Origin of the sequence: Vibrio sp. M260118, from assembly GCF_036533755.1 — a bacterium.
GTDB lineage: Bacteria > Pseudomonadota > Gammaproteobacteria > Enterobacterales > Vibrionaceae > Vibrio.
The window spans coordinates 1-18897 of record NZ_JATABG010000027.1 but is presented as its reverse complement, the minus strand read 5'-3'; the positions used below and the strand labels follow the sequence as shown (position 1 = coordinate 18897).

Annotated in this window: 19 protein-coding genes and 1 pseudogene; 5 read left to right on the top strand and 15 right to left on the bottom strand. The window is 45.0% G+C overall.

Annotated features, from left to right (window positions below):
• Positions 1-1679 (top strand): [protein-PII] uridylyltransferase (glnD, locus tag QTO00_RS03515; protein ID WP_331422990.1); only part of this gene is annotated, 1679 nt, incomplete at its 5' end.
• Positions 1680-1820: 141 nt separating this feature from the next.
• Positions 1821-2204, top strand: coding sequence for a DUF3461 family protein (locus QTO00_RS03510; RefSeq protein ID WP_331422989.1), 384 nt, complete (start codon positions 1821-1823; stop codon positions 2202-2204).
• A gap of 77 nt (positions 2205-2281) precedes the next feature.
• On the opposite strand, the gene QTO00_RS03505 is transcribed toward QTO00_RS03510, so the two are convergent.
• From QTO00_RS03505 to QTO00_RS03435, 15 genes are all read right to left on the bottom strand, one after another.
• On the bottom strand, positions 2282-2632 hold the full coding sequence (locus QTO00_RS03505; protein ID WP_331422988.1) for a putative quinol monooxygenase: 351 nt from the start codon (positions 2630-2632) through the stop codon (positions 2282-2284).
• A gap of 39 nt (positions 2633-2671) precedes the next feature.
• Positions 2672-3175 carry a phosphatidylglycerophosphatase A gene (pgpA, locus tag QTO00_RS03500; protein ID WP_331422987.1) on the bottom strand — a complete coding sequence of 168 codons (504 nt, stop codon included), beginning with the start codon at positions 3173-3175 and terminating at the stop codon, positions 2672-2674.
• Between the two features lie 12 nt (positions 3176-3187).
• Positions 3188-4153, bottom strand: coding sequence for a thiamine-phosphate kinase (thiL, locus tag QTO00_RS03495; protein WP_331422986.1), 966 nt, complete (start codon positions 4151-4153; stop codon positions 3188-3190).
• Between the two features lie 245 nt (positions 4154-4398).
• Positions 4399-4866, bottom strand: coding sequence for a transcription antitermination factor NusB (gene nusB / locus QTO00_RS03490; RefSeq protein WP_038203503.1), 468 nt, complete (start codon positions 4864-4866; stop codon positions 4399-4401).
• The gene (gene ribH / locus QTO00_RS03485; RefSeq protein ID WP_004415274.1) at positions 4866-5336 is read right to left on the bottom strand and encodes a 6,7-dimethyl-8-ribityllumazine synthase; all 471 of its coding nucleotides are present in this window, start codon (positions 5334-5336) and stop codon (positions 4866-4868) included. The genes nusB and ribH overlap by 1 nt, the downstream gene beginning before the upstream one ends.
• 195 nt (positions 5337-5531) lie before the next feature.
• Entirely contained in the window at positions 5532-6641 is a 1110-nt protein-coding gene (ribBA, locus tag QTO00_RS03480; RefSeq protein WP_331422981.1) for a bifunctional 3,4-dihydroxy-2-butanone-4-phosphate synthase/GTP cyclohydrolase II, read from the bottom strand.
• Between the two features lie 58 nt (positions 6642-6699).
• Complete coding sequence (locus QTO00_RS03475; RefSeq protein WP_331422980.1) at positions 6700-7353, bottom strand: riboflavin synthase; 654 nt, start codon at positions 7351-7353, stop codon at positions 6700-6702.
• A 2-nt stretch (positions 7354-7355) separates the two neighbouring features.
• Entirely contained in the window at positions 7356-8459 is a 1104-nt protein-coding gene (gene ribD, locus QTO00_RS03470; RefSeq protein ID WP_331422979.1) for a bifunctional diaminohydroxyphosphoribosylaminopyrimidine deaminase/5-amino-6-(5-phosphoribosylamino)uracil reductase RibD, read from the bottom strand.
• Between the two features lie 12 nt (positions 8460-8471).
• Positions 8472-8921, bottom strand: a complete 450-nt coding sequence (nrdR, locus tag QTO00_RS03465) for a transcriptional regulator NrdR (protein WP_006878018.1) — start codon at positions 8919-8921, stop codon at positions 8472-8474.
• A gap of 104 nt (positions 8922-9025) precedes the next feature.
• Positions 9026-10276, bottom strand: coding sequence for a glutamate-5-semialdehyde dehydrogenase (locus tag QTO00_RS03460; RefSeq protein ID WP_331422978.1), 1251 nt, complete (start codon positions 10274-10276; stop codon positions 9026-9028).
• Between the two features lie 11 nt (positions 10277-10287).
• Entirely contained in the window at positions 10288-11421 is a 1134-nt protein-coding gene (gene proB / locus QTO00_RS03455) for a glutamate 5-kinase (protein WP_331422977.1), read from the bottom strand.
• 166 nt (positions 11422-11587) lie between these two features.
• The gene (gene crl / locus QTO00_RS03450) at positions 11588-11977 is read right to left on the bottom strand and encodes a sigma factor-binding protein Crl (RefSeq protein ID WP_331422976.1); all 390 of its coding nucleotides are present in this window, start codon (positions 11975-11977) and stop codon (positions 11588-11590) included.
• A gap of 103 nt (positions 11978-12080) precedes the next feature.
• On the bottom strand, positions 12081-13328 hold the full coding sequence (gene frsA, locus QTO00_RS03445; RefSeq protein WP_331422975.1) for an esterase FrsA: 1248 nt from the start codon (positions 13326-13328) through the stop codon (positions 12081-12083).
• Positions 13329-13427: 99 nt separating this feature from the next.
• On the bottom strand, positions 13428-13892 hold the full coding sequence (tet(34), locus tag QTO00_RS03440) for an oxytetracycline resistance phosphoribosyltransferase domain-containing protein Tet(34) (RefSeq protein WP_004744887.1): 465 nt from the start codon (positions 13890-13892) through the stop codon (positions 13428-13430).
• 236 nt (positions 13893-14128) lie between these two features.
• Entirely contained in the window at positions 14129-15421 is a 1293-nt protein-coding gene (locus QTO00_RS03435; RefSeq protein ID WP_331422973.1) for an NCS2 family permease, read from the bottom strand.
• A 1028-nt stretch (positions 15422-16449) separates the two neighbouring features.
• Between QTO00_RS03435 and QTO00_RS03430 the strand changes: the two genes are divergently transcribed.
• From QTO00_RS03430 to QTO00_RS03420, 3 genes and pseudogenes are all read left to right on the top strand, one after another.
• Positions 16450-17922, top strand: a complete 1473-nt coding sequence (locus tag QTO00_RS03430) for an aminoacyl-histidine dipeptidase (protein WP_331422972.1) — start codon at positions 16450-16452, stop codon at positions 17920-17922.
• Positions 17923-18195: 273 nt separating this feature from the next.
• The gene (locus QTO00_RS03425) at positions 18196-18636 is read left to right on the top strand and encodes an ATP-dependent zinc protease family protein (RefSeq protein ID WP_038203531.1); all 441 of its coding nucleotides are present in this window, start codon (positions 18196-18198) and stop codon (positions 18634-18636) included.
• Positions 18636-18897: pseudogene (locus tag QTO00_RS03420) on the top strand (30S ribosomal protein S6--L-glutamate ligase); the annotation flags it as partial. The gene QTO00_RS03425 and the pseudogene QTO00_RS03420, both read left to right, overlap by 1 nt.

The window sequence follows — 18897 nt, the reverse complement described above, 5'->3', positions numbered from 1 at the left end:
AATTATTCGACCAAGCGATTTTGAACAACGGCATCGAAGATGAGCCTGTGATTTTGAGTGACGACTTCTTACGTCGTGGTCACCTGATAGAAGCGCGTAAACCAGCTCTGTTTCAAGCTCGCCCTGAAACCATCCTCGACATGTTCCTGCATATTGCCAATGACTCAAGCATTGAAGGGGTAGCACCACCCACGATGCGCCAGTTGAGGACAGCTCGTCGACGCCTGAACAAATTCCTGCACACGATTCCAGAAGCGCGCGAGAAGTTCCTCGACTTGTGTCGCCATCCGAATGCGCTACATAAAGCGTTTAGTTTGATGCATAAGTTGGGCGTATTAGCCGCTTATCTGCCTCAATGGAGCCAGATTGTTGGTCAAATGCAGTTCGACCTATTTCACGTCTATACCGTGGATGAACACAGTGTACGTTTGTTGAAGCACATCAACACCTTCGGTGATCCGAACAACCATAAAAAGCACCCTATCTGTTGTGAGGTCTACCCACGTATTCAGAAGAAAGAGCTGCTGATTCTAGCCGCTATTTTCCACGATATTGGTAAAGGTCGAGGTGGCGACCACTCGGTGATAGGTGAAGGTGAAGCGTATAACTTCTGTATCGAACATGGTCTATCAAAGCCAGAAGCCAAACTCGTGTCATGGCTGGTAAGAAACCACCTACTTATGTCGGTCACAGCGCAGCGACGTGACATCTACGACCCAGAGGTGATTACCGAGTTTGCTAAACAGGTTCGTGACGAAGAGTATTTGGATTATTTGGTCTGCTTAACCGTTGCAGATATATGCGCGACCAATCCAGAACTATGGAATAGCTGGAAGCGAACTCTACTCGCGGAGCTTTACCATTCAACCCAGCGAGCACTGCGACGTGGACTAGAAAACCCGGTCGACGTACGAGAACGCATTCGCCATAACCAACATTTAGCGTCAGCTCTTCTGCGCAAAGATGGCTTCACAGCACGGGAGATTGAGGTACTTTGGCAGCGCTTTAAAGCCGACTACTTCCTCCGCCATACCCATAAGCAGATTGCTTGGCACAGTTCACATCTGTTACGCCACAAAGATCATTCGCAACCTCTGATATTGATCTCGAAGAAAGCAACTCGTGGCGGTACAGAGGTGTTCGTCTATAGCAAGGACCAACATGCACTATTTGCAACCGTGGTAGCAGAACTCGACCGTCGTAATTTCAACGTCCATGACGCGCAAGTGATGACCAGTAAAGATGGCTATATTCTCGATACCTTTATGGTGCTAGATCAGAATGGTGACGTGGTGGATGAAAACCGTCATAAAGCGGTTATTAAGCATTTGGCACATGTTCTGGAAGATGGTCGCCCGACTAAGATTAAAACTCGCCGAGTACCGCGCAATCTGCAGCACTTTACTGTGAAGACTAAAGTCGACTTCTTACCAACGAAGAGTAAAAAACGCACTCTGCTTGAGTTTGTTGCCTTAGATACACCAGGACTACTTGCTACTGTTGGTGCTACCTTTGCTGACTGTGGCATTCATCTTCATGCAGCAAAAATCACCACTATTGGCGAACGCGCGGAAGACTTGTTCATTATCACCAGCGAAAATGGTGGCAAACTAAGTGAAGAGGAAGAGCAAGATCTTAGCGATAAGCTAATTAAAAACGTTGCTGAACTAGCACCTTAAGCGATCTCGACCACAAGTTGCCAACTTGTTGAAAAAAGGACTGTCTACCACGATCATAGACTGCTACATTAATAATTGAATTGTTTATTCCCTACTCAATTTAGGGTAGGGATAATTTCTACAACACAATAGAGGTAGCCTATGTATCCACACCTCACGGGTTTAGGTATTCACGATCCTAAGCAAATTGAGCGCTATTCCCTTCGCCAAGAAGCGCACAAGGATGTGTTAAAAATCTATTTTCACAAACAGAAAGGTGAGTTGTTTGCGAAAAGCGTCAAATTCAAATACCCGCGACAGGTCAAGAACGTTCTTGTCGACAGTGGTAGCCATCAATACAAAGAAGTCACTGAGATCAACCGCAACCTGACTCTCGTCATCGATGAACTTAACAAACTGACTAAACCAGAGAAAGTGGTAGAACTCGATACGAAAGAAAAAATCCTTTCCGATCTACGTCATCTAGAAAAAGTGGTATCGAGCAAAATTGCTGAGATTGAAGCAGATTTAGAAAAGCTGAAATAACGCTCTTTCCAATAGAAAAAGGTTGCCGAATGAGCAACCTTTTTTGTTTTTGTATAGAAGCTAAGGACTATAGCTGATTAACCTAGCTTTGGCGCGTCATAGTTGTTTGGCTCATCCGTGTAGACGCACACATTTGATTTCTCAACCAAACCTGTTTCTGCTACACACTGTTCTTGGAAAAATTGTTGGATCTCTTTACGCTGACAGTGCGCTTCAAACGACTCATTATCCGCCCAGATTTCATTGAAAGCGATTGGGTAACTCTCTCCTTCAGCAAACGGCGTTGTGATGTGGCGAGTCACTGTGTATTGCAGGCAGCCATCTTCACGTAATGTGTTTGGCTCTAGCGCTTTTAGCACCTCAAATAACTCGTCCAATTTACCTGGTTTCGGTTGAAACTGAGCGATGCAGTAAACTTTCTTAGACATTGTTTTTCCTTATCAGTCTTTTATTAATTCTGTTTGTTATTAAAGCCAGCCTGCGTACTTACCGACCAAATAGAGGCTAACTCCTGCCATAGCCCCCGCTACGATATCATCAAGCATAATACCGAGTCCGCCATAAACGCGTTTGTCGAGCCAACCAATTGGCCAAGGCTTAACCATATCGAAAAAGCGAAACAGTACAAAGCCGGTCATTAACCACTTCCAATCCGTCGCAGATAGGTTAAACACTGGCACAACTAGCATAGTGATCCACAGACCAGCAAACTCGTCCCAAACAATAGAGCCATGATCATGAACACCCATATCATCCGAGGTCACTTGGCAAATTTTCACGCCGATAAAACAGGAAATAATCACAGCAATGACGTAAAGCGGCAGAGGTAGTTGAACCAAAAGCAGGTAAAAAGGAATAGCCGCTAACGTCCCCATCGTGCCCGGAACTATCGGAGATAATCCACTACCGAAGCCGGTTGCTAATAGGTGCCAAGGGTTCTTTAAAGAGATAAGTGATAAAGGGTTAGTCATAATCAGTTGTATTTAGCTAAAGTGATCGTAGCCGCTCAGATCCCAATCAATCGGTTGGCCGTTGTTATGCAGTTCGAAAGTACCTTGAGGGCGAATTTGACCAATACAAGTTACCTTGGCGCCACAATGCGCAAGAGAACTCGTTAATGAGCCCTTGTTCTGCTCTGGTACGGTAAAGCATAGCTCGTACTCTTCACCACTCGACAATGCATACTGACGAGCGAGCGTGTTCGAGCCTAAGAACTCAACCAACTCATTAGAAACAGGCAGCGCTGAAACGTCAAGAGCCACACCAACTTGAGAACGGTTTAAGATATGCTTAATGTCAGAAATAACGCCATCCGAGATATCAATCGCTGAGCTTGCTAAGTCTAAAAGAGCTTGGCCCACTAGCACCCTTGGCGTTGAAAGGTAGTGTCGCTTTTCAAGCTCTTGTGCGCTAGGTTTATTGCGCAAACTGGTATCTAGAACAACATCTAGTCCTGCCTTACTATCCCCTAGGTCTCCGGTCACGTAAACCCAATCTCCCACTTGTGCTCCATCTCGGCGTAGGGCTTTATCAGGGTCTACCAAACCCTGTACAGTAAGCGTTAAACTCAGCGGCCCTTTGGTGGTGTCACCGCCAATCAGTTGAATATCGTAATAATTAGCCAGGTCAAAAAACGCGTCACAGAATGGTGCTAGCCAAGCTTCGTCTGGTTCAGGCATAGTTAAGGCAAAAGAAACCCAAGCAGGCGTAGCTCCCATAGCAGCTAGGTCACTAATATTTGAAGCAAGTGCTTTGTGAGCCACCCACGCAGGGTTAGCATCAGCAAGGAAATGAGTACCTGAAACTAACGTATCAGTACTAACAGCCACAGAAAGCCCCTGCGGCACTTGAACCAATGCACAGTCGTCCCCTGCGGCAAGAAGCACGTCTTTGCGCTGGCTTTGACGACCAACAAAATACTTTTCAATCAGATTAAATTCACCAGACATCCACTTATCCGACCATCATATGTTTTCAATCTAGGATAGAAGAGCAAGTTAAAGAGGTGGTATTTCTGAAGCAAAATCCAACTACTACACCGGGAGTGCGAAGCTAGCCAATTCCACGAAGGTCAGATTTACAGATATTTTGCGTAAGAAATACTATCTCTTTTCTGCTCCCAAACTCAGATTAGAAAAAAGGCCAGCAATTGAGCTGACCTTTTGAATTTGTATACGTAACCTTGTTACGCCTATTACTTCTTACGTACGTGTGGCGCCGCTTTATCAAGCACACCATTAACGAACTTATGGCTCTCTTCTGCAGCGAATACTTTTGCAAGTTCGATTGCTTCGTTGATTACCACTTTGTAAGGTACGTCTTCACGACGAGTCATTTCGTACATAGCAAGACGTAATAGAGCGAGCTCCATCATATCCAAATCTTGCATTGGACGCGCTGTGTACGGACGAATCTTACTATCTAGCTCTGTGTGACTTAGCACAACACCTGTTAGTAGGTCACGGAAGTATGCAACGTCTGTGTCTGGAGTAGAAAGTGCTGGCTCTGCTGCATGATGTTCTTCTTCATCATACTTACCACCAGACAAAAATTGCTCCTCAATAGTAGCAACATTTTCTTTAGTAATTTGCCAAGAGTAGATCGCTTGTAGAGCGAATCGACGTGCATTACGACGTGCGGCTGGTTTCACACTGGCCCCCATTAGGAATCGATTTCTGAAAGAACGTTAATCATCTCAAGTGCGCTTAGTGCAGCCTCTGCACCTTTATTACCAGCCTTGGTTCCTGCGCGCTCAATTGCTTGGTCAATTGTATCAACAGTCAATACACCAAATGCCACTGGAAGGGAGTATTCCAGAGAAACTTGCGCAAGACCCTTGTTACATTCACTACAAACATAGTCAAAGTGTGGTGTACCACCACGAATTACCGTACCCAAAGATACGATTGCATCAAACTTGCCTGTTTTCGCAACGCGTTGAGCAACAAGTGGAAGTTCAACTGCACCAGGGCAACGAACAACAGTAATGTTGTCTTCACTTACTTGGCCGTGACGCTTTAAAGTATCGATTGCACCAGACAATAGACTTTCGTTAATAAAACTGTTGAAACGAGAAATAACGATAGCAATTTTTGCATTTGGCGCTGGGAAGCCACCCTCGATCACTTTCATAAGCCTTCCTTTAACTATATTCATCAAGTGAGAATCGCCGGATTCTAGCACAAATCTGTGAGCAATATCTAATAGAAATTATGCGCAATGATTCCAAGCGAAAGATTCGCTGCTGCCCTTTTCAAACAGAACGGAACAACAACTAATGGGGCCACAGCTAAGGTTTTGATTTGCTGTGGCTCTATACTTTACGCGTTACTCGCAAACGTACTCAACAACGTTCAAACCGAAACCACCTAAAGCGTGATATTTCTTATTGGTTGACGATAGCAAACGCATATCGTGGACACCAAGGTCTTGCAAAATCTGCGAACCGACACCGACGCGGCGAGAGGTACCCTGCTTCTTAGCTAGGGTTGGCGCCTCACCTTTATCTTGCGCTTCAAACATCTTAACGCGGTGAATCAACAAGTCCGTCGACTCTTCATTACCAAGAATGACTAGCACACCACCATCTTTACCAATACGAGTCATCGCTTTGTCTAGCGTCCAGCTGCGCTCAGCACTACGGTCACTGCGAAGTAAATCGGTAAAAGTATCTTGTAAATGAACACGAACTAGAGGCGCATCACCCGCTAAGTCACCTTTACGCAGTGCATAGTGAACTTGGTTATCGATAGTGTCACGGTAGGTAATTAGGTCGAACTCACCGTACTCAGTTGGTAGCTTACATTCCGCTACGCGTTCGATAGTCGTTTCGGTGTTATTACGATACTCAATCAGGTCGGCAATCGTGCCAAGTTTAATGTCATGCTTCTCAGCAAAGATTTCTAGATCTGGACGACGAGCCATAGTGCCGTCGTCATTAAGGATCTCAACAATCACACCAGACGGCTCCAAGCCCGCTAATCTCGCTAAATCACAACCCGCTTCAGTATGACCTGCGCGAGTCAAAACACCGCCTTCCTGAGCTGCAAGTGGGAAAATGTGCCCCGGCTGAACTAAGTCTGCCGCTTTAGCCTCTTTCGCTACCGCCGCTTGAACAGTGCGCGCACGATCTGCTGCTGAGATACCCGTTGTTACGCCTTCAGCCGCTTCAATCGAAACAGTAAAGTTAGTCGTATACTGAGCATTGTTGTCTTGCACCATTGGCGGTAAGCCCAAACGCTCACAACGCTCTTTAGTCATGGTTAGACAGATCAAGCCACGACCGTGGGTCGCCATAAAGTTAATCGCTTCAGGTGTGACGTGCTCAGCGGCCATAATCAAATCGCCTTCATTCTCGCGATCTTCATCGTCCATCAGAATGACCATTTTTCCTGAGCGGATATCTTCAATAATTTCTTGCGGCGTACTAATTGGCATCTTGGTATTCCTATTGTTATAGCTTTAGCGAATAAATATAGATTCGGCGACGCGTGCGTTATGCAAAACCGTTCTGTTGTAAAAAGTCCATGGTAATACGAGACTCAGGTTGTTGCTCTTGCTGGCTTGTTAGCAGTCGTTCCATGTAACGTGCAAGTACATCAACCTCTAAATTAACTCTACGCCCAACATGAAAATCAGCAATCGTCGTCTCTTCACCCGTGTGAGGAACGATGGTCAGTTTAAAGGCATTCTTGCGTAAGTCGTTGACTGTCAAACTAATGCCATCAACCGTGATCGAGCCTTTTTCTGCAACATACTTGGCAATCTCTGCAGGCATCTCTACCCAGAACTCAATAGCTCGGCCAACCATGTTTCTTTCCACGATCTCCCCTACACCATCTACGTGGCCAGACACAATATGTCCGCCAAATCGAGTGGTAGGAAGCATCGCTTTCTCAAGGTTAACTTTGTCGCCGGCTTGGTAATCAGCAAAGCCCGTTTTCTTCAAAGTCTCTAATGACAGATCCGCTGAATAACTTGTAGCACTGTAATCCACCACAGTTAAACAAACGCCGTTGGTTGCAATGCTATCACCGAGTTTTACATCCGACATATCGAGTTTGCCCACTTCAACAGTGACACTGATGTCTTCGCCTTTTGGCGTTATCGCAGTTAGGGTACCTACTGCTTCTACAATACCTGTAAACATGATTACGATTCTTTATTGATAAGGGTGGCGACAATGCGGATATCTCTTCCCACCTGTCTAACATCTTGAATATCGAGGTCGATAGCCTCAGCCATCGATTGTAAGCCTAGTGCACCAAGCAAGCCTCGACCATCGCTACCCATTATTTTAGGCGCGAGATAAATTATTAGCTCATCGACTAATTTGTGTTTGATTAAACTGCTTGCCAATGTCGCACCTGCTTCAACCCATAGATGATTGATGTTGTGCTGCTGAGAAAGTGTTTCAAGTGTCTTGCCAAGGTCAACTTGCTGATTGTCGTCTAGCTCAGGAGTGATATCACCATTTGGCGCAACCGTGATGATCTCACCGTCAGCTTTGAACAGTTTTAACTCAGGCGTTAACGCTTGTTGTCTGTCTAAAATGACTCGAACAGGTTGACGCAAATCTTCAGCGTCATAACGCGCCTGTACAGAGGAAGGTAGGTCACCCCAACGAACGTTAAGCGAAGCATTGTCATCAATCACTGTTTTGCTAGTCGACAAGATTGCACCGCTTTTAGCACGAAGTTTTTGTACGTCTTGACGCGCTTCAGGAGAGGTAATCCACTGACTATCACCATTTTTCAGCGCTGTTTGTCCATCAAGACTGGCCGCCATTTTTAACTGAACGAATGGCATACCGGTTTTCATTTTCTTGATGAAAGCAGGGTTAAGAGCCATCGCATCTTGCTCTAGCAGGCCAACTTCAACTTCGATGCCTGCCTCACGAAGCATGTTAATGCCACGACCAGCCACTACAGGATTAGGATCTTGCATCGCACAGATGACTTTTGCCACTTTCGCCTTAATTAGCCCTTCGGCACATGGAGGTGTACGCCCGTAATGAGAGCATGGCTCTAAGGTGACATAAGCGGTTGCGCCAACGGTTTTATCCCCTGCCATACGCATCGCGTGCACTTCAGCATGAGGCTCGCCCGCTCGGTAGTGGAAACCTTCACCAACAACTTCGCCGTTGTTGACAATAACGCAGCCCACATTAGGGTTCGGTGCTGTGGTGTAGATGCCGCCCTTTGCAAGTTCTATCGCTCGCGACATCATTGTGAAATCCTGCTCAGTAAATGTCATAGAGATCTTTGTCTAATCCTCTAGTCGAGCAATTTCTTCGCCAAACTCGCGAATATCTTCAAAGCTGCGATATACAGAAGCAAAGCGAATATAGGCGACTTTATCGAGCTCTTTAAGTTGATCCATAACTAGGTTACCGATCATTTCGCTTGGTACTTCACGCTCACCTGTCGCTCGCAGCTGCGACTTGATCATACTAATCGCTACATCAACCGCATCGGCGCTGACAGGGCGTTTCTCAAGCGCACGCTGTAAACCACCAACCATTTTATCTTCGTTAAACGGTTCACGGTTACCATTTGATTTAATCACTCGAGGCATCACCAGTTCAGCAGTTTCAAAGGTAGTAAAACGCTCACTACAAGCTAAACATTGGCGACGACGGCGAACCTGATGGCCATCAGCGACAAGGCGAGAATCGATCACTTTGGTATCATTCTCAGAACAAAAAGGACAATGCATATCACCTCCAAATTAATGACAAACAGTTTACCGGATTAAACAAGGCTAGCAAAAGCAAAAGGGGCTAAATAGCCCCTTTTTCAAACCATATCAATTCGTTTTTGTTAACTACGCGGCAAGTAGTTCGCTTTACCTACCCACTTGTAACTGGTTAACTCTTCTAACCCCATAGGCCCACGAGCATGAAGTTTCTGCGTAGAGACTGCCACTTCAGCGCCCAAACCGAACTGAGCACCATCTGTAAAGCGAGTTGATGCATTAACGTAGACTGCCGCAGAGCCAACTGAGTTAATAAATAGCTCAGAGTTTTCAAGGCTATTGGTCATGATTGCATCTGAGTGACTCGCGTTATGAACACGCATATGGTCGATCGCCTCTGCAACATCAGAAACAACTTTTACGCCTAAAGTGAAACTTAACCATTCGGTATCAAAGTCACCTTCCCCTGCTTCGCGCAGCTCCTCGGCATTGCCAAGTAACGCTTTCGCTTTCGGCTCAGCAACCAATGAAACTTTACCGTTTAAACGTTCAGCGAGCATAGGTAAGAACTCCGCCGCAACCTTTTCATGTACGAGTAGCGTGTCTAATGCGTTACACGCAGAAGGACGCTGAACTTTTGCATTTTCAACCACATCTAAGGATTTAGTTAAGTCAGCACTCTCATCAACAAAAATATGGCTAATACCAAAACCACCAATAATCACTGGAATCGTGCTGTTTTCCTTACACATCTTGTGCAGGCCAGCTCCGCCACGCGGAATAATCATATCCACATAGTCATCCAGTTTAAGTAGTTGAGAAACCAACTCACGATCTGGCTTTTCAATGTACTGGACTGAAGCCGCAGGTAACTCTGCTTTAGCAAGTGCAGATTGGATAACTTTGACTAGCTCCATGTTAGAGAAGAAGGTCTCTTTGCCGCCACGTAGGATACTTGCGTTACCGGTTTTTAGACACAGCGCCGCGATGTCGATGGTGACGTTAGGGCGAGCTTCATAGATAACCCCTACCACACCAAGCGGAACACGACGACGAGACAGAGACATACCATTTTCAAGTACCTTACTGTCTAGTTCGCTGCCAACCGGATCGTTGAGACTAATAACATTACGTACATCATTAGCAATGCCCGTTAAGCGCTCTTCGTTAAGTAGCAGACGGTCAAGCAGAGCTTCGGTTAATCCCGCTTCACGCCCTTTCTCTATGTCTTTTGCGTTCGCCGCTAAAATTGTCTGAGCATTAGCTTCTAGTTCATCTGCAATAATTGCCAAAGCTTGGTTTTTTTGCGCCGTTGACGCTGTCGCTAGTTGGAAGGCCGCATCCTTTGCCGCTTTGCCCATTGAAATCAGTTCCACTCTCTTTTCCCTTACTCTTGGATTACAACCATATCGTCACGGTGTAGCACTTCGTTGCCGTAGTCGTAACCTAAAATACCAATAATGTCTTTACTGTGCTTGCCGACGATTCTCGCCATATCTTCACTTGAGTAACTGGCAATACCGCGAGCAATAAGAACGCCTTTGCTGTCGGTTACTCGCACCACGTCACCACGTGCAAATTGGCCGCTCACTTTGGTCAGGCCTTTAGCTAACAGGCTACTGCCTTTTTCGACAACGGCATTGACCGCACCATCATCAATGACGATATCACCGGATGCCGAAGGACCAGCAAGAATCCAGCGCTTACGGTTTTCCAACGCCTCTTCACACGGTAGGAATCGTGTACCTTGCGGATTCTCGCCAAGAGAATCAAACACCACATTCGGGGCGCTTCCCGCAGCAATGATAACTTCGATACCCGCTCGGCGTGCAATATCTGCCGCTTGCAGTTTGGTCGCCATACCGCCAGTCCCTAGTGTCGTACCACTGCCTCCGGCGATTTTACGCAAGGTATCGTCGATGGTTTTTACTTCTTTGATCAGCTCGGCATTAGGATCTTTACGTGGGTCAGCGGTAAACAAACCCTTTTGGTCCGTTAACAGCAACAATTTGTCCGCACCACATAAGATGCCTACCAGCGCTGATAAGTTGTCGTTATCGCCAACTTTAATTTCACTGGTCGCAACCGCATCGTTTTCGTTTACCACTGGAATGATATCATTCTCAACCAAGGCGTTGATGGTGTCGCGTGCATTGAGAAAGCGCTCACGATCATCAAGATCGGCGCGTGTCAGTAACATCTGGCCGATTTTCAGACCATAAATAGCAAACAGTGACTCCCAAGTCTGAATAAGCTGGCTCTGACCAACAGCCGCCAATAACTGTTTGCTTGCCATAGAGTTGGGCAGTGCGGGGTATCCTAGGTGTTCACGTCCTGCTGCAATTGCACCAGACGAAACCATGACCACTGAGTGGCCCTGTTTTTTAAGTTCTGCACATTGACGAACCAACTCAACCATATGAGCACGGTCCAACTCCAATGTTCCACCAGTTAAAACACTCGTACCTAGTTTAACCACCACAGTCTGAGACTGAGATGCCTTTCCGCTTTGTTTAGTCATTGCCTTTCTACTATGAAAAAATAAAAATCGTCACAACCCACAGTTACTGATATTGGTAACAAAGATTGATTAGACCTGATGTTTTAGCAATCTACTGATAAATTCACAAGCAGAAAAGGCGCTAAAAAGCGCCTTTTTAATCAAGAAGAATGATAACAGAGGAAAATTAGACGAATTCGACAGATTCTTCATGCATATTGACAGCAATAGCAAACTCCGTTTGCAGTGTATCAATCAACTTTTGGTGGAAAGCTTCTTGTGTCCGAGTCACATCTTCAACCGCTTTCTTTGGTAGCGATTTTTCTTGCCACTCACCCGTCGTATCGTACAAGCCAGTGCGGTAACGGGCTTCAAACGCTTCCCCAGTGCCTTCGAGCTCTAACCACCAGCCCCAAAACTCACGCTGCTCAGGTGATTTTTTATCGTTCACACACACAGACAAGCAGTCAAATAGATATGCCCCTTCAGTACTTTGGGATTCTCGTAGGTAAGGGCCAATAGCTCTTAAAGTAGACAGTAAGCGGTAGTGGGTAGGATTTTTCTTCTGCTCAGACATAATGAATCTCCATATTCATTTACTTATTATTATGAAGAGCCACTCAGGACTAGAAAGTCTGGGTAGCTCAACTATTTAAGTCTTATCTAATTTAGCAGAAATGTCATCTAATTAGCTCACCTTCTAGCCACTTAATTGCTAAATCGAGGGATTGCTCATACCCTTGTGTAATTGTCTTAGCACTGATTTTCTTCGCTTTGCCATAATCACTAAATATCGCAACCAATTGGTTATCGCTAAAAGGAGAGACGGGATCGTTCTCTAAGCTCATCGCCAATATGGGTACGCGAGTCTTGCGGCTTCCCAGTATACCTTGAACTTTCAATGACCAAGCCATCAGTTGCCCTGCCAAGCTGTGAATATCCACCGCACTTTTACCAATCCTAGAGGCGAGTACATCTAAGTACATTTTTGGCATTTTCTTGAGTTTCTCTGCCGAAGAGAGTACATCATGGATCGGAGCACCCAAAGATACGCACGCTTTGATTTTCTCTTGTTCCATAAACGACAGCCTTACCATGGCATTACCGCCAAAGCGGAAACCAATCAAGCCAACTTTGTGATGGTCAACCCAAGGAATAGACGGCAGCTCATTTAATACCGCTTGATGTAAGCAAGAGGTATCTTCAGTCAGGTTCCAGTGAGTGTTGTGACCGATAGATGGCATATCCACCGTCAACATGGCGATGTTTTTCTCTGCAAGATAATTTCGAAACAAGTTCCATAGGTCGGTTTGCAAACTATCTAATCCGGCACTAACAATGACGACAGGCTGAGGTTTATCGGTACTGGTCAGATGCAGGTGCGCTACAATCGATTTACGCTGATACGGCACTTCAATTCGCTTAACAATATATTTGGTCTTATTACTTGCCTCGTTATAAGCGCTATTTGCAAGTACCTGGGCTTGAATGGCTAGGTTATCATTCTTCAGATGAGGGTATCCGGCAATACTAAAACAGAGCGACGCATTGAACATTTCGTCCGCAGACGCCTCACCCTGCATATCTGCCGAACGTTTTTGATGCAACATACCTAACTTAATCCATTCATAAGTCCAATTGCCGCTGTGGTAACCCATTACTGTATCAAGCCAACCGTCATGGGTACGTGAATGCTTAGAGGCTGCAATCGCTGCGAGTACGGCCTCAATTTCAATGGGATCCAATCCCTGCCATGCCCACTGCATACGACGCAAGTTTCTATACCACTTGTAACCATCTTCTTTTTGCTTTTGCTCTAAGAAAGCTTCACTTGTCGGCATATATTGCGTGAGTATTGAAGTCTCTTTAGCTTGCTTATGATTGACAAAAAGAGACTCTGAGAGGTTCTTACTGACTTCCTCAGACATAGCTTGTGACCTAAATAATCGTATTTATTTAATAGTAATAAAAAAAATGACCCAATAAAGGGTCATTTATCAAGAAAGTAGTACCATTTTCGCAATCAATTATTTCTGCTTACGATTAATTGGCTCAATGTACTGGATTGACATGTCCCATGGCTGCTCAATCCATGTGTCTTGAGCGATATCGACAACATAGTCATCTAGTAGCTCAACACCCGCGGGTTTTGCACATACCGCAATCAGTTTTGCTTTCGGGTACATCTCACGTAGTTTACGTGCTGTATCACCGCTATCCACTAGGTCTTCTACGATTAGGAAACCTTCACCGTCACCTTCTGGTGCTTTTACAACGGTCATATCACGTTGATGATCATGGTCGTAGCTAGAGATACAGATAGTATCAACATGACGAATGCCCAGCTCACGAGCCAAGATAGCGCCCGGAACAAGACCGCCACGGCTTACCGCCCAAATACCTTTCCACTGCTCTGCTGGCATCTGCTTTTCAGCCAACTCGCGGCATAGTGTGTGCATTTGGTCCCAAGTGATAATGAATTTTTTACTCATTGTAATAACCTAATAATTATGAAATCTGCATCCCCGCAGCACATCGAGTAAATCTCGGACAATTGCAACTGGCAAGTGTGGGGAAAAGCTACGCAAACGTTTATTTTAACGCAGCCATTATACAATACCAATGGGGAATTTTATCTTAAACGGAAAAATAATCGCCATAGCAGAGGCCCTACTATGGCGATAAATATTGCAAGCGCTGTAATTAAACGAATTAAATCGTTATCTGATTAAGCAGCGACAATGTATTTGATAAGGAATACTGCAGACAGTACCCATACACTTACCGATACTTCACGGCCGCGACCACTCAGTAACTTAATTGCAGCATAAGAGATAAAGCCAAGCGCGATACCTTCAGCAATTGAGTAAGTTAGAGGCATTAGTAGACAAGTCACAACCACTGGAGCTGCTTCTGTCAGGTCACGCCAGTCTACGCTCACAAGGCCAGACATCATTAGAATAGCCACGTAGAACAGTGCACCTGCCGTCGCGTAAGCTGGAATCATACCTGCAAGCGGAGAGAAGAATAGTGCCAATAGGAACAGTACACCAACAACGACTGCTGTTAGACCTGTACGACCACCCGCAGCAACACCTGCTGTTGATTCAACATAAGAAGTTGTGCTTGATGTACCAAGCATCGCACCTACAGAAGTTGCTGTAGAGTCAGCAAGTAGCGCCTTACTTAGGCGAGGCAGTTTGCCATCTTCTTTAATCAAGTCCGCTTTAGTCGCAACACCAACTAGCGTGCCCGCAGTATCGAATAGGTCGACAAATAAGAAAGCGAATACTACTGCGATCATGCCCACTTCGAACACGTCAGCGATATTCATCTGCATAAAGGTTGGAGCAATGCTTGGTGGTGTAGACATGATGCCGTGCCACTGTACATCACCAAAAACTAAACCTAGAGCTGTAATGATTAGGATTGCGATCATAACTGCGCCACGAACGCCGCGGTAAACTAGGCCGATAGTCAGGAAGAAACCAAGTGCCGCTAATGCTGGCTGTAGACCAGTGATATGACCAAGACCAACCAAAGTTGCTGGGTTATCCACCACGATGCCAGAATTTTGCAGACCAATGAATGCTAGAAACAGACCGATACCTGCTGAGATGCCTGTACGCAGCGACATTGGAATTGAGTTAATGATCCACTCACGCACCTTGAAAACGCTCAGCGCCATAAAGATGATACCGGATACAAATACCGCACCAAGCGCTACCTGCCAAGAGTGTCCCATGCCCAATACAACACCATAGGTGAAGAAAGCATTAAGGCCCATACCCGGAGCGAGTGCAATTGGGTAGTTAGCCACAAAGCCCATGATGAAACAGCCAATCGCCGCAGCTAGACAGGTTGCAACAAAGACTGCGCCTTTATCCATACCTGCATCAGCCAGCATTGCCGGGTTAACAAAGATGATGTAAGCCATCGTCAAAAAGGTAGTAATACCTGCGATGACCTCAGTTCTAACATTGGTGCCGTTTTCACTGAGTTTAAATAGTTTTTCGAACATGATCGAATCCTAAAGGGTAAAAAGTAAACGGTTGCGTAATCGATTGGCTCGAATTATAAAGTCATCAAATATTAAATTCCAGATAGAATTAAGACTCTAATTAATATTTCTAACTGTAACAGACATTGTTAAAGATAAAATCTCGCTTCAATTTAAGTGAAAATCCTTTAACTTCAATCACTAAAATAAAATCACCATTTCTCGTCCACATGGTGACTATTTATACCATGTCGTAAACTTTCAAGGTGATCTTAGCGAGTTTGATTCTATTCAATATGTGTTTATGCGAATAATCTTCATGGTAGGGAATCAGGAGAAAGAAACTAGCGTGTTCGAGTTCACTTTATCACCAGCACTTTTCATCAGATAAAAAAACGCCACTCAATTTGAGTGGCGGTTGAATCATGTCAGCAATAAACGCTGTAAAAAAATTCCAATAATAGGGGATGAACATACTGTTCGAGATAACAAGCTAACGGTTAGTAACCGAAAGTTGTTGGGTAAGTAAAGCTGCCTGTGTAAACAGAGTTGTTTAGCCAGAATGCTGCACTTGGTAAACCTTTCATAACTATCACCTTCTAAATCAATTAAAAAAACATTTCAGATATTGATTTCTCAGTTCCTTGGAGGCGACAAATCGGACTCATCCTTTGAGCGTTTTCTCTTCGTTTCGAAGTTGGTTACTAATATACCTCAAAGAAACTTAATTACAAGAATAAAAGTGATAAATGTCACATAAATTTCAAATAATGATCTAGGTCAATGTAATTCCGTAATTAAATTACATAAATATCATTTTCCAAATGCCAGTACATTCATATCCTGCACGAGACTAGCGACACTTTTTACACAAAGAATCTAAATTTTGTGATTACACCGAGACATTTGCTTGCCGCTTTTACTACACCCTTTAGTGTGAGAGTGCTATCCTGTGCTCCTCTACTACATGTCAAATATAGTTTTTTATTCCAATTAATCAGTAAAAATAAAAAATATAATCTGGCATTAATCTCATTAAGGAGTCGTCCGTGTCTGAATTCCATTCTGAAATTAGCAATTTATCTCCAAGCCCACTTTGGCAGTTTTTCGATAAAATCTGTTCTATCCCTCACCCATCAAAACATGAAGAAGCGCTAGCGCAGTACATCGTTGATTGGGCAAAGCAAGAAGGCTTAGACGTTCGTCGCGATCCAACGGGTAACGTATTTATTAAGAAACCAGCTACAGCAGGAATGGAAAACAAGAAAGGTGTCGTTCTGCAAGCACACATCGATATGGTGCCACAAAAGAACGAAGACACTGATCACGACTTCACTAAAGATCCTATCCAACCATATATTGATGGCGATTGGGTTACCGCTAAAGGTACAACTCTCGGTGCTGATAACGGTATTGGTATGGCATCGTGCCTAGCTGTACTGGCGTCACAAGAGATTAAACATGGCCCTATCGAAGTACTACTGACTGTAGATGAAGAAGCAGGTATGACAGGCGCATTTGGCTTAGAAGCAGGTTGGTTAGAAGGCGATATTCTTCTAAACACTGACTCTGAGCAAGAGGGTGAAGTCTACATGGGCTGTGCTGGCGGTATTGATGGCGAAATGGTTTTCGACATCAAACGTGAAGATGTACCAGCAGGCTTTGTTACTCGTCAGCTTATCCTGAAAGGTCTAAAAGGCGGCCACTCGGGTTGTGACATCCACACAGGCCGTGGCAACGCGAACAAGCTGGTTGCACGCTTCCTCGCGGGTCACGCACAAGAGCTAGACTTACGCCTGATCGAATTCCGTGGTGGTAGCCTACGCAATGCAATTCCGCGCGAAGCGTTTGTAACCGTCGCGGTTCCTGCTGAAAACGAAACAAAACTGGCAGAGCTATTTGAGTTCTACACTAACCTACTTCGCTCAGAACTAGGTAAAGTAGAAACCGACATTGTTTCATTTAACCAATCAATCGACTGTGATTTACAAGTACTTGCTATTGCTGACCAACAACGCTTTATTGCTGCACTAAACGCATGCCCTAACGGTGTTATCCGCATGAGCGACGAAATTGAAGGCGTGGTTGAAACATCATTGAACGTCGGTGTTATCACAACTGACGCAGACAAGATCGAAGTGCTATGCCTAATTCGTTCACTGATTGACTCTGGTCGTCAACAAGTTGAGGGAATGCTGACTTCTGTTGCCAACCTAGCGGGGGCGCAAATCGAGTTCAACGGAGCATACCCTGGTTGGAAGCCTGATGCAGATTCAGAAATTATGGCTGTTTTCCGCGACATGTACCAAGAGATCTACGGCAACAAGCCAAACATCATGGTTATCCACGCTGGCCTAGAGTGTGGTCTATTCAAAGAACCATACCCAAACATGGATATGGTCTCTTTTGGCCCTACGATCAAGTTTCCACACTCTCCAGACGAGAAAGTGAAGATTGATACAGTTTCACTGTTCTGGGAACAAATGGTCGCGCTACTCGAAGCGATTCCAGAAAAGGCGTAATTCGTACTCCTCTATATACTCAAAGCCAGCTCACATGAGCTGGCTTTTCGTTTTTAGTTACCTAAACAAACCATAAATTTCTTTTGTCGTCACGGTGATTTCTTTTCATTGGCCGGCTTAAATCATCGCTGCTAAAGTCGCCCTCCTTGAAGCACCTAAGGGTAAATTCTCTACCCTCTTCAAGCACAACACTCGGCATATACGACCGTGTTACGTTGGGGATGCTCACTTCACTCGAGCGTCTTAATTAGATCCTTATTTATTGTTACTGCGATGAAAGAAAAACTACTTGTCGGTTGGCGAGAAACCCTCAGCCTACCAAGCCTTGGTATTGAAAAAATTAATGCAAAAGTCGATACCGGAGCCAAGACCTCGTGTTTACACGCGTTCAAAGTAGAGAGCTTTTACAAAGACGAAGCTCTTTGGGTTCGATTCTGGATCCACCCAATTCAGCATAACTCGGATGTAGAAGTCGTGTGCGAAGCTGAAGTGATTGACGAGCGCATCGTACGCGACTCTGGAGGCCATGAAGAGTCACGTTATGTGATTAAAACCGAGCTCAACCTCGGCGGTGAAGCCTGGCCAATCGAAATAACGTTAACCAATCGTGAAAACATGGCTTTTCGCATGTTATTAGGCCGTACAGCTATGCACAGCCGCATTGTGGTCGACCCTGTAGAGTCGTTTTTAATCCCTTTCGAGGAGCGCAAATAATGAAAATTGGCATTCTATCTCGTAACGCTCGTTTATACTCAACTAAGCGTTTAATTGAAGCGGCGAAAGAACGTGGACATGAGGTTAAGGTTATCGATGCGTTGCGTTGCTACATGAATATCAATTCAGACAAACCCGAAATTCACTTTAAAGGTGAAGAGCTATCTGGCTTTGATGCGATTATTCCTCGCATTGGGGCGTCCGTCACCTTCTATGGTACGGCCGTGTTGCGCCAGTTTGAAATGATGGGCGTCTACCCTA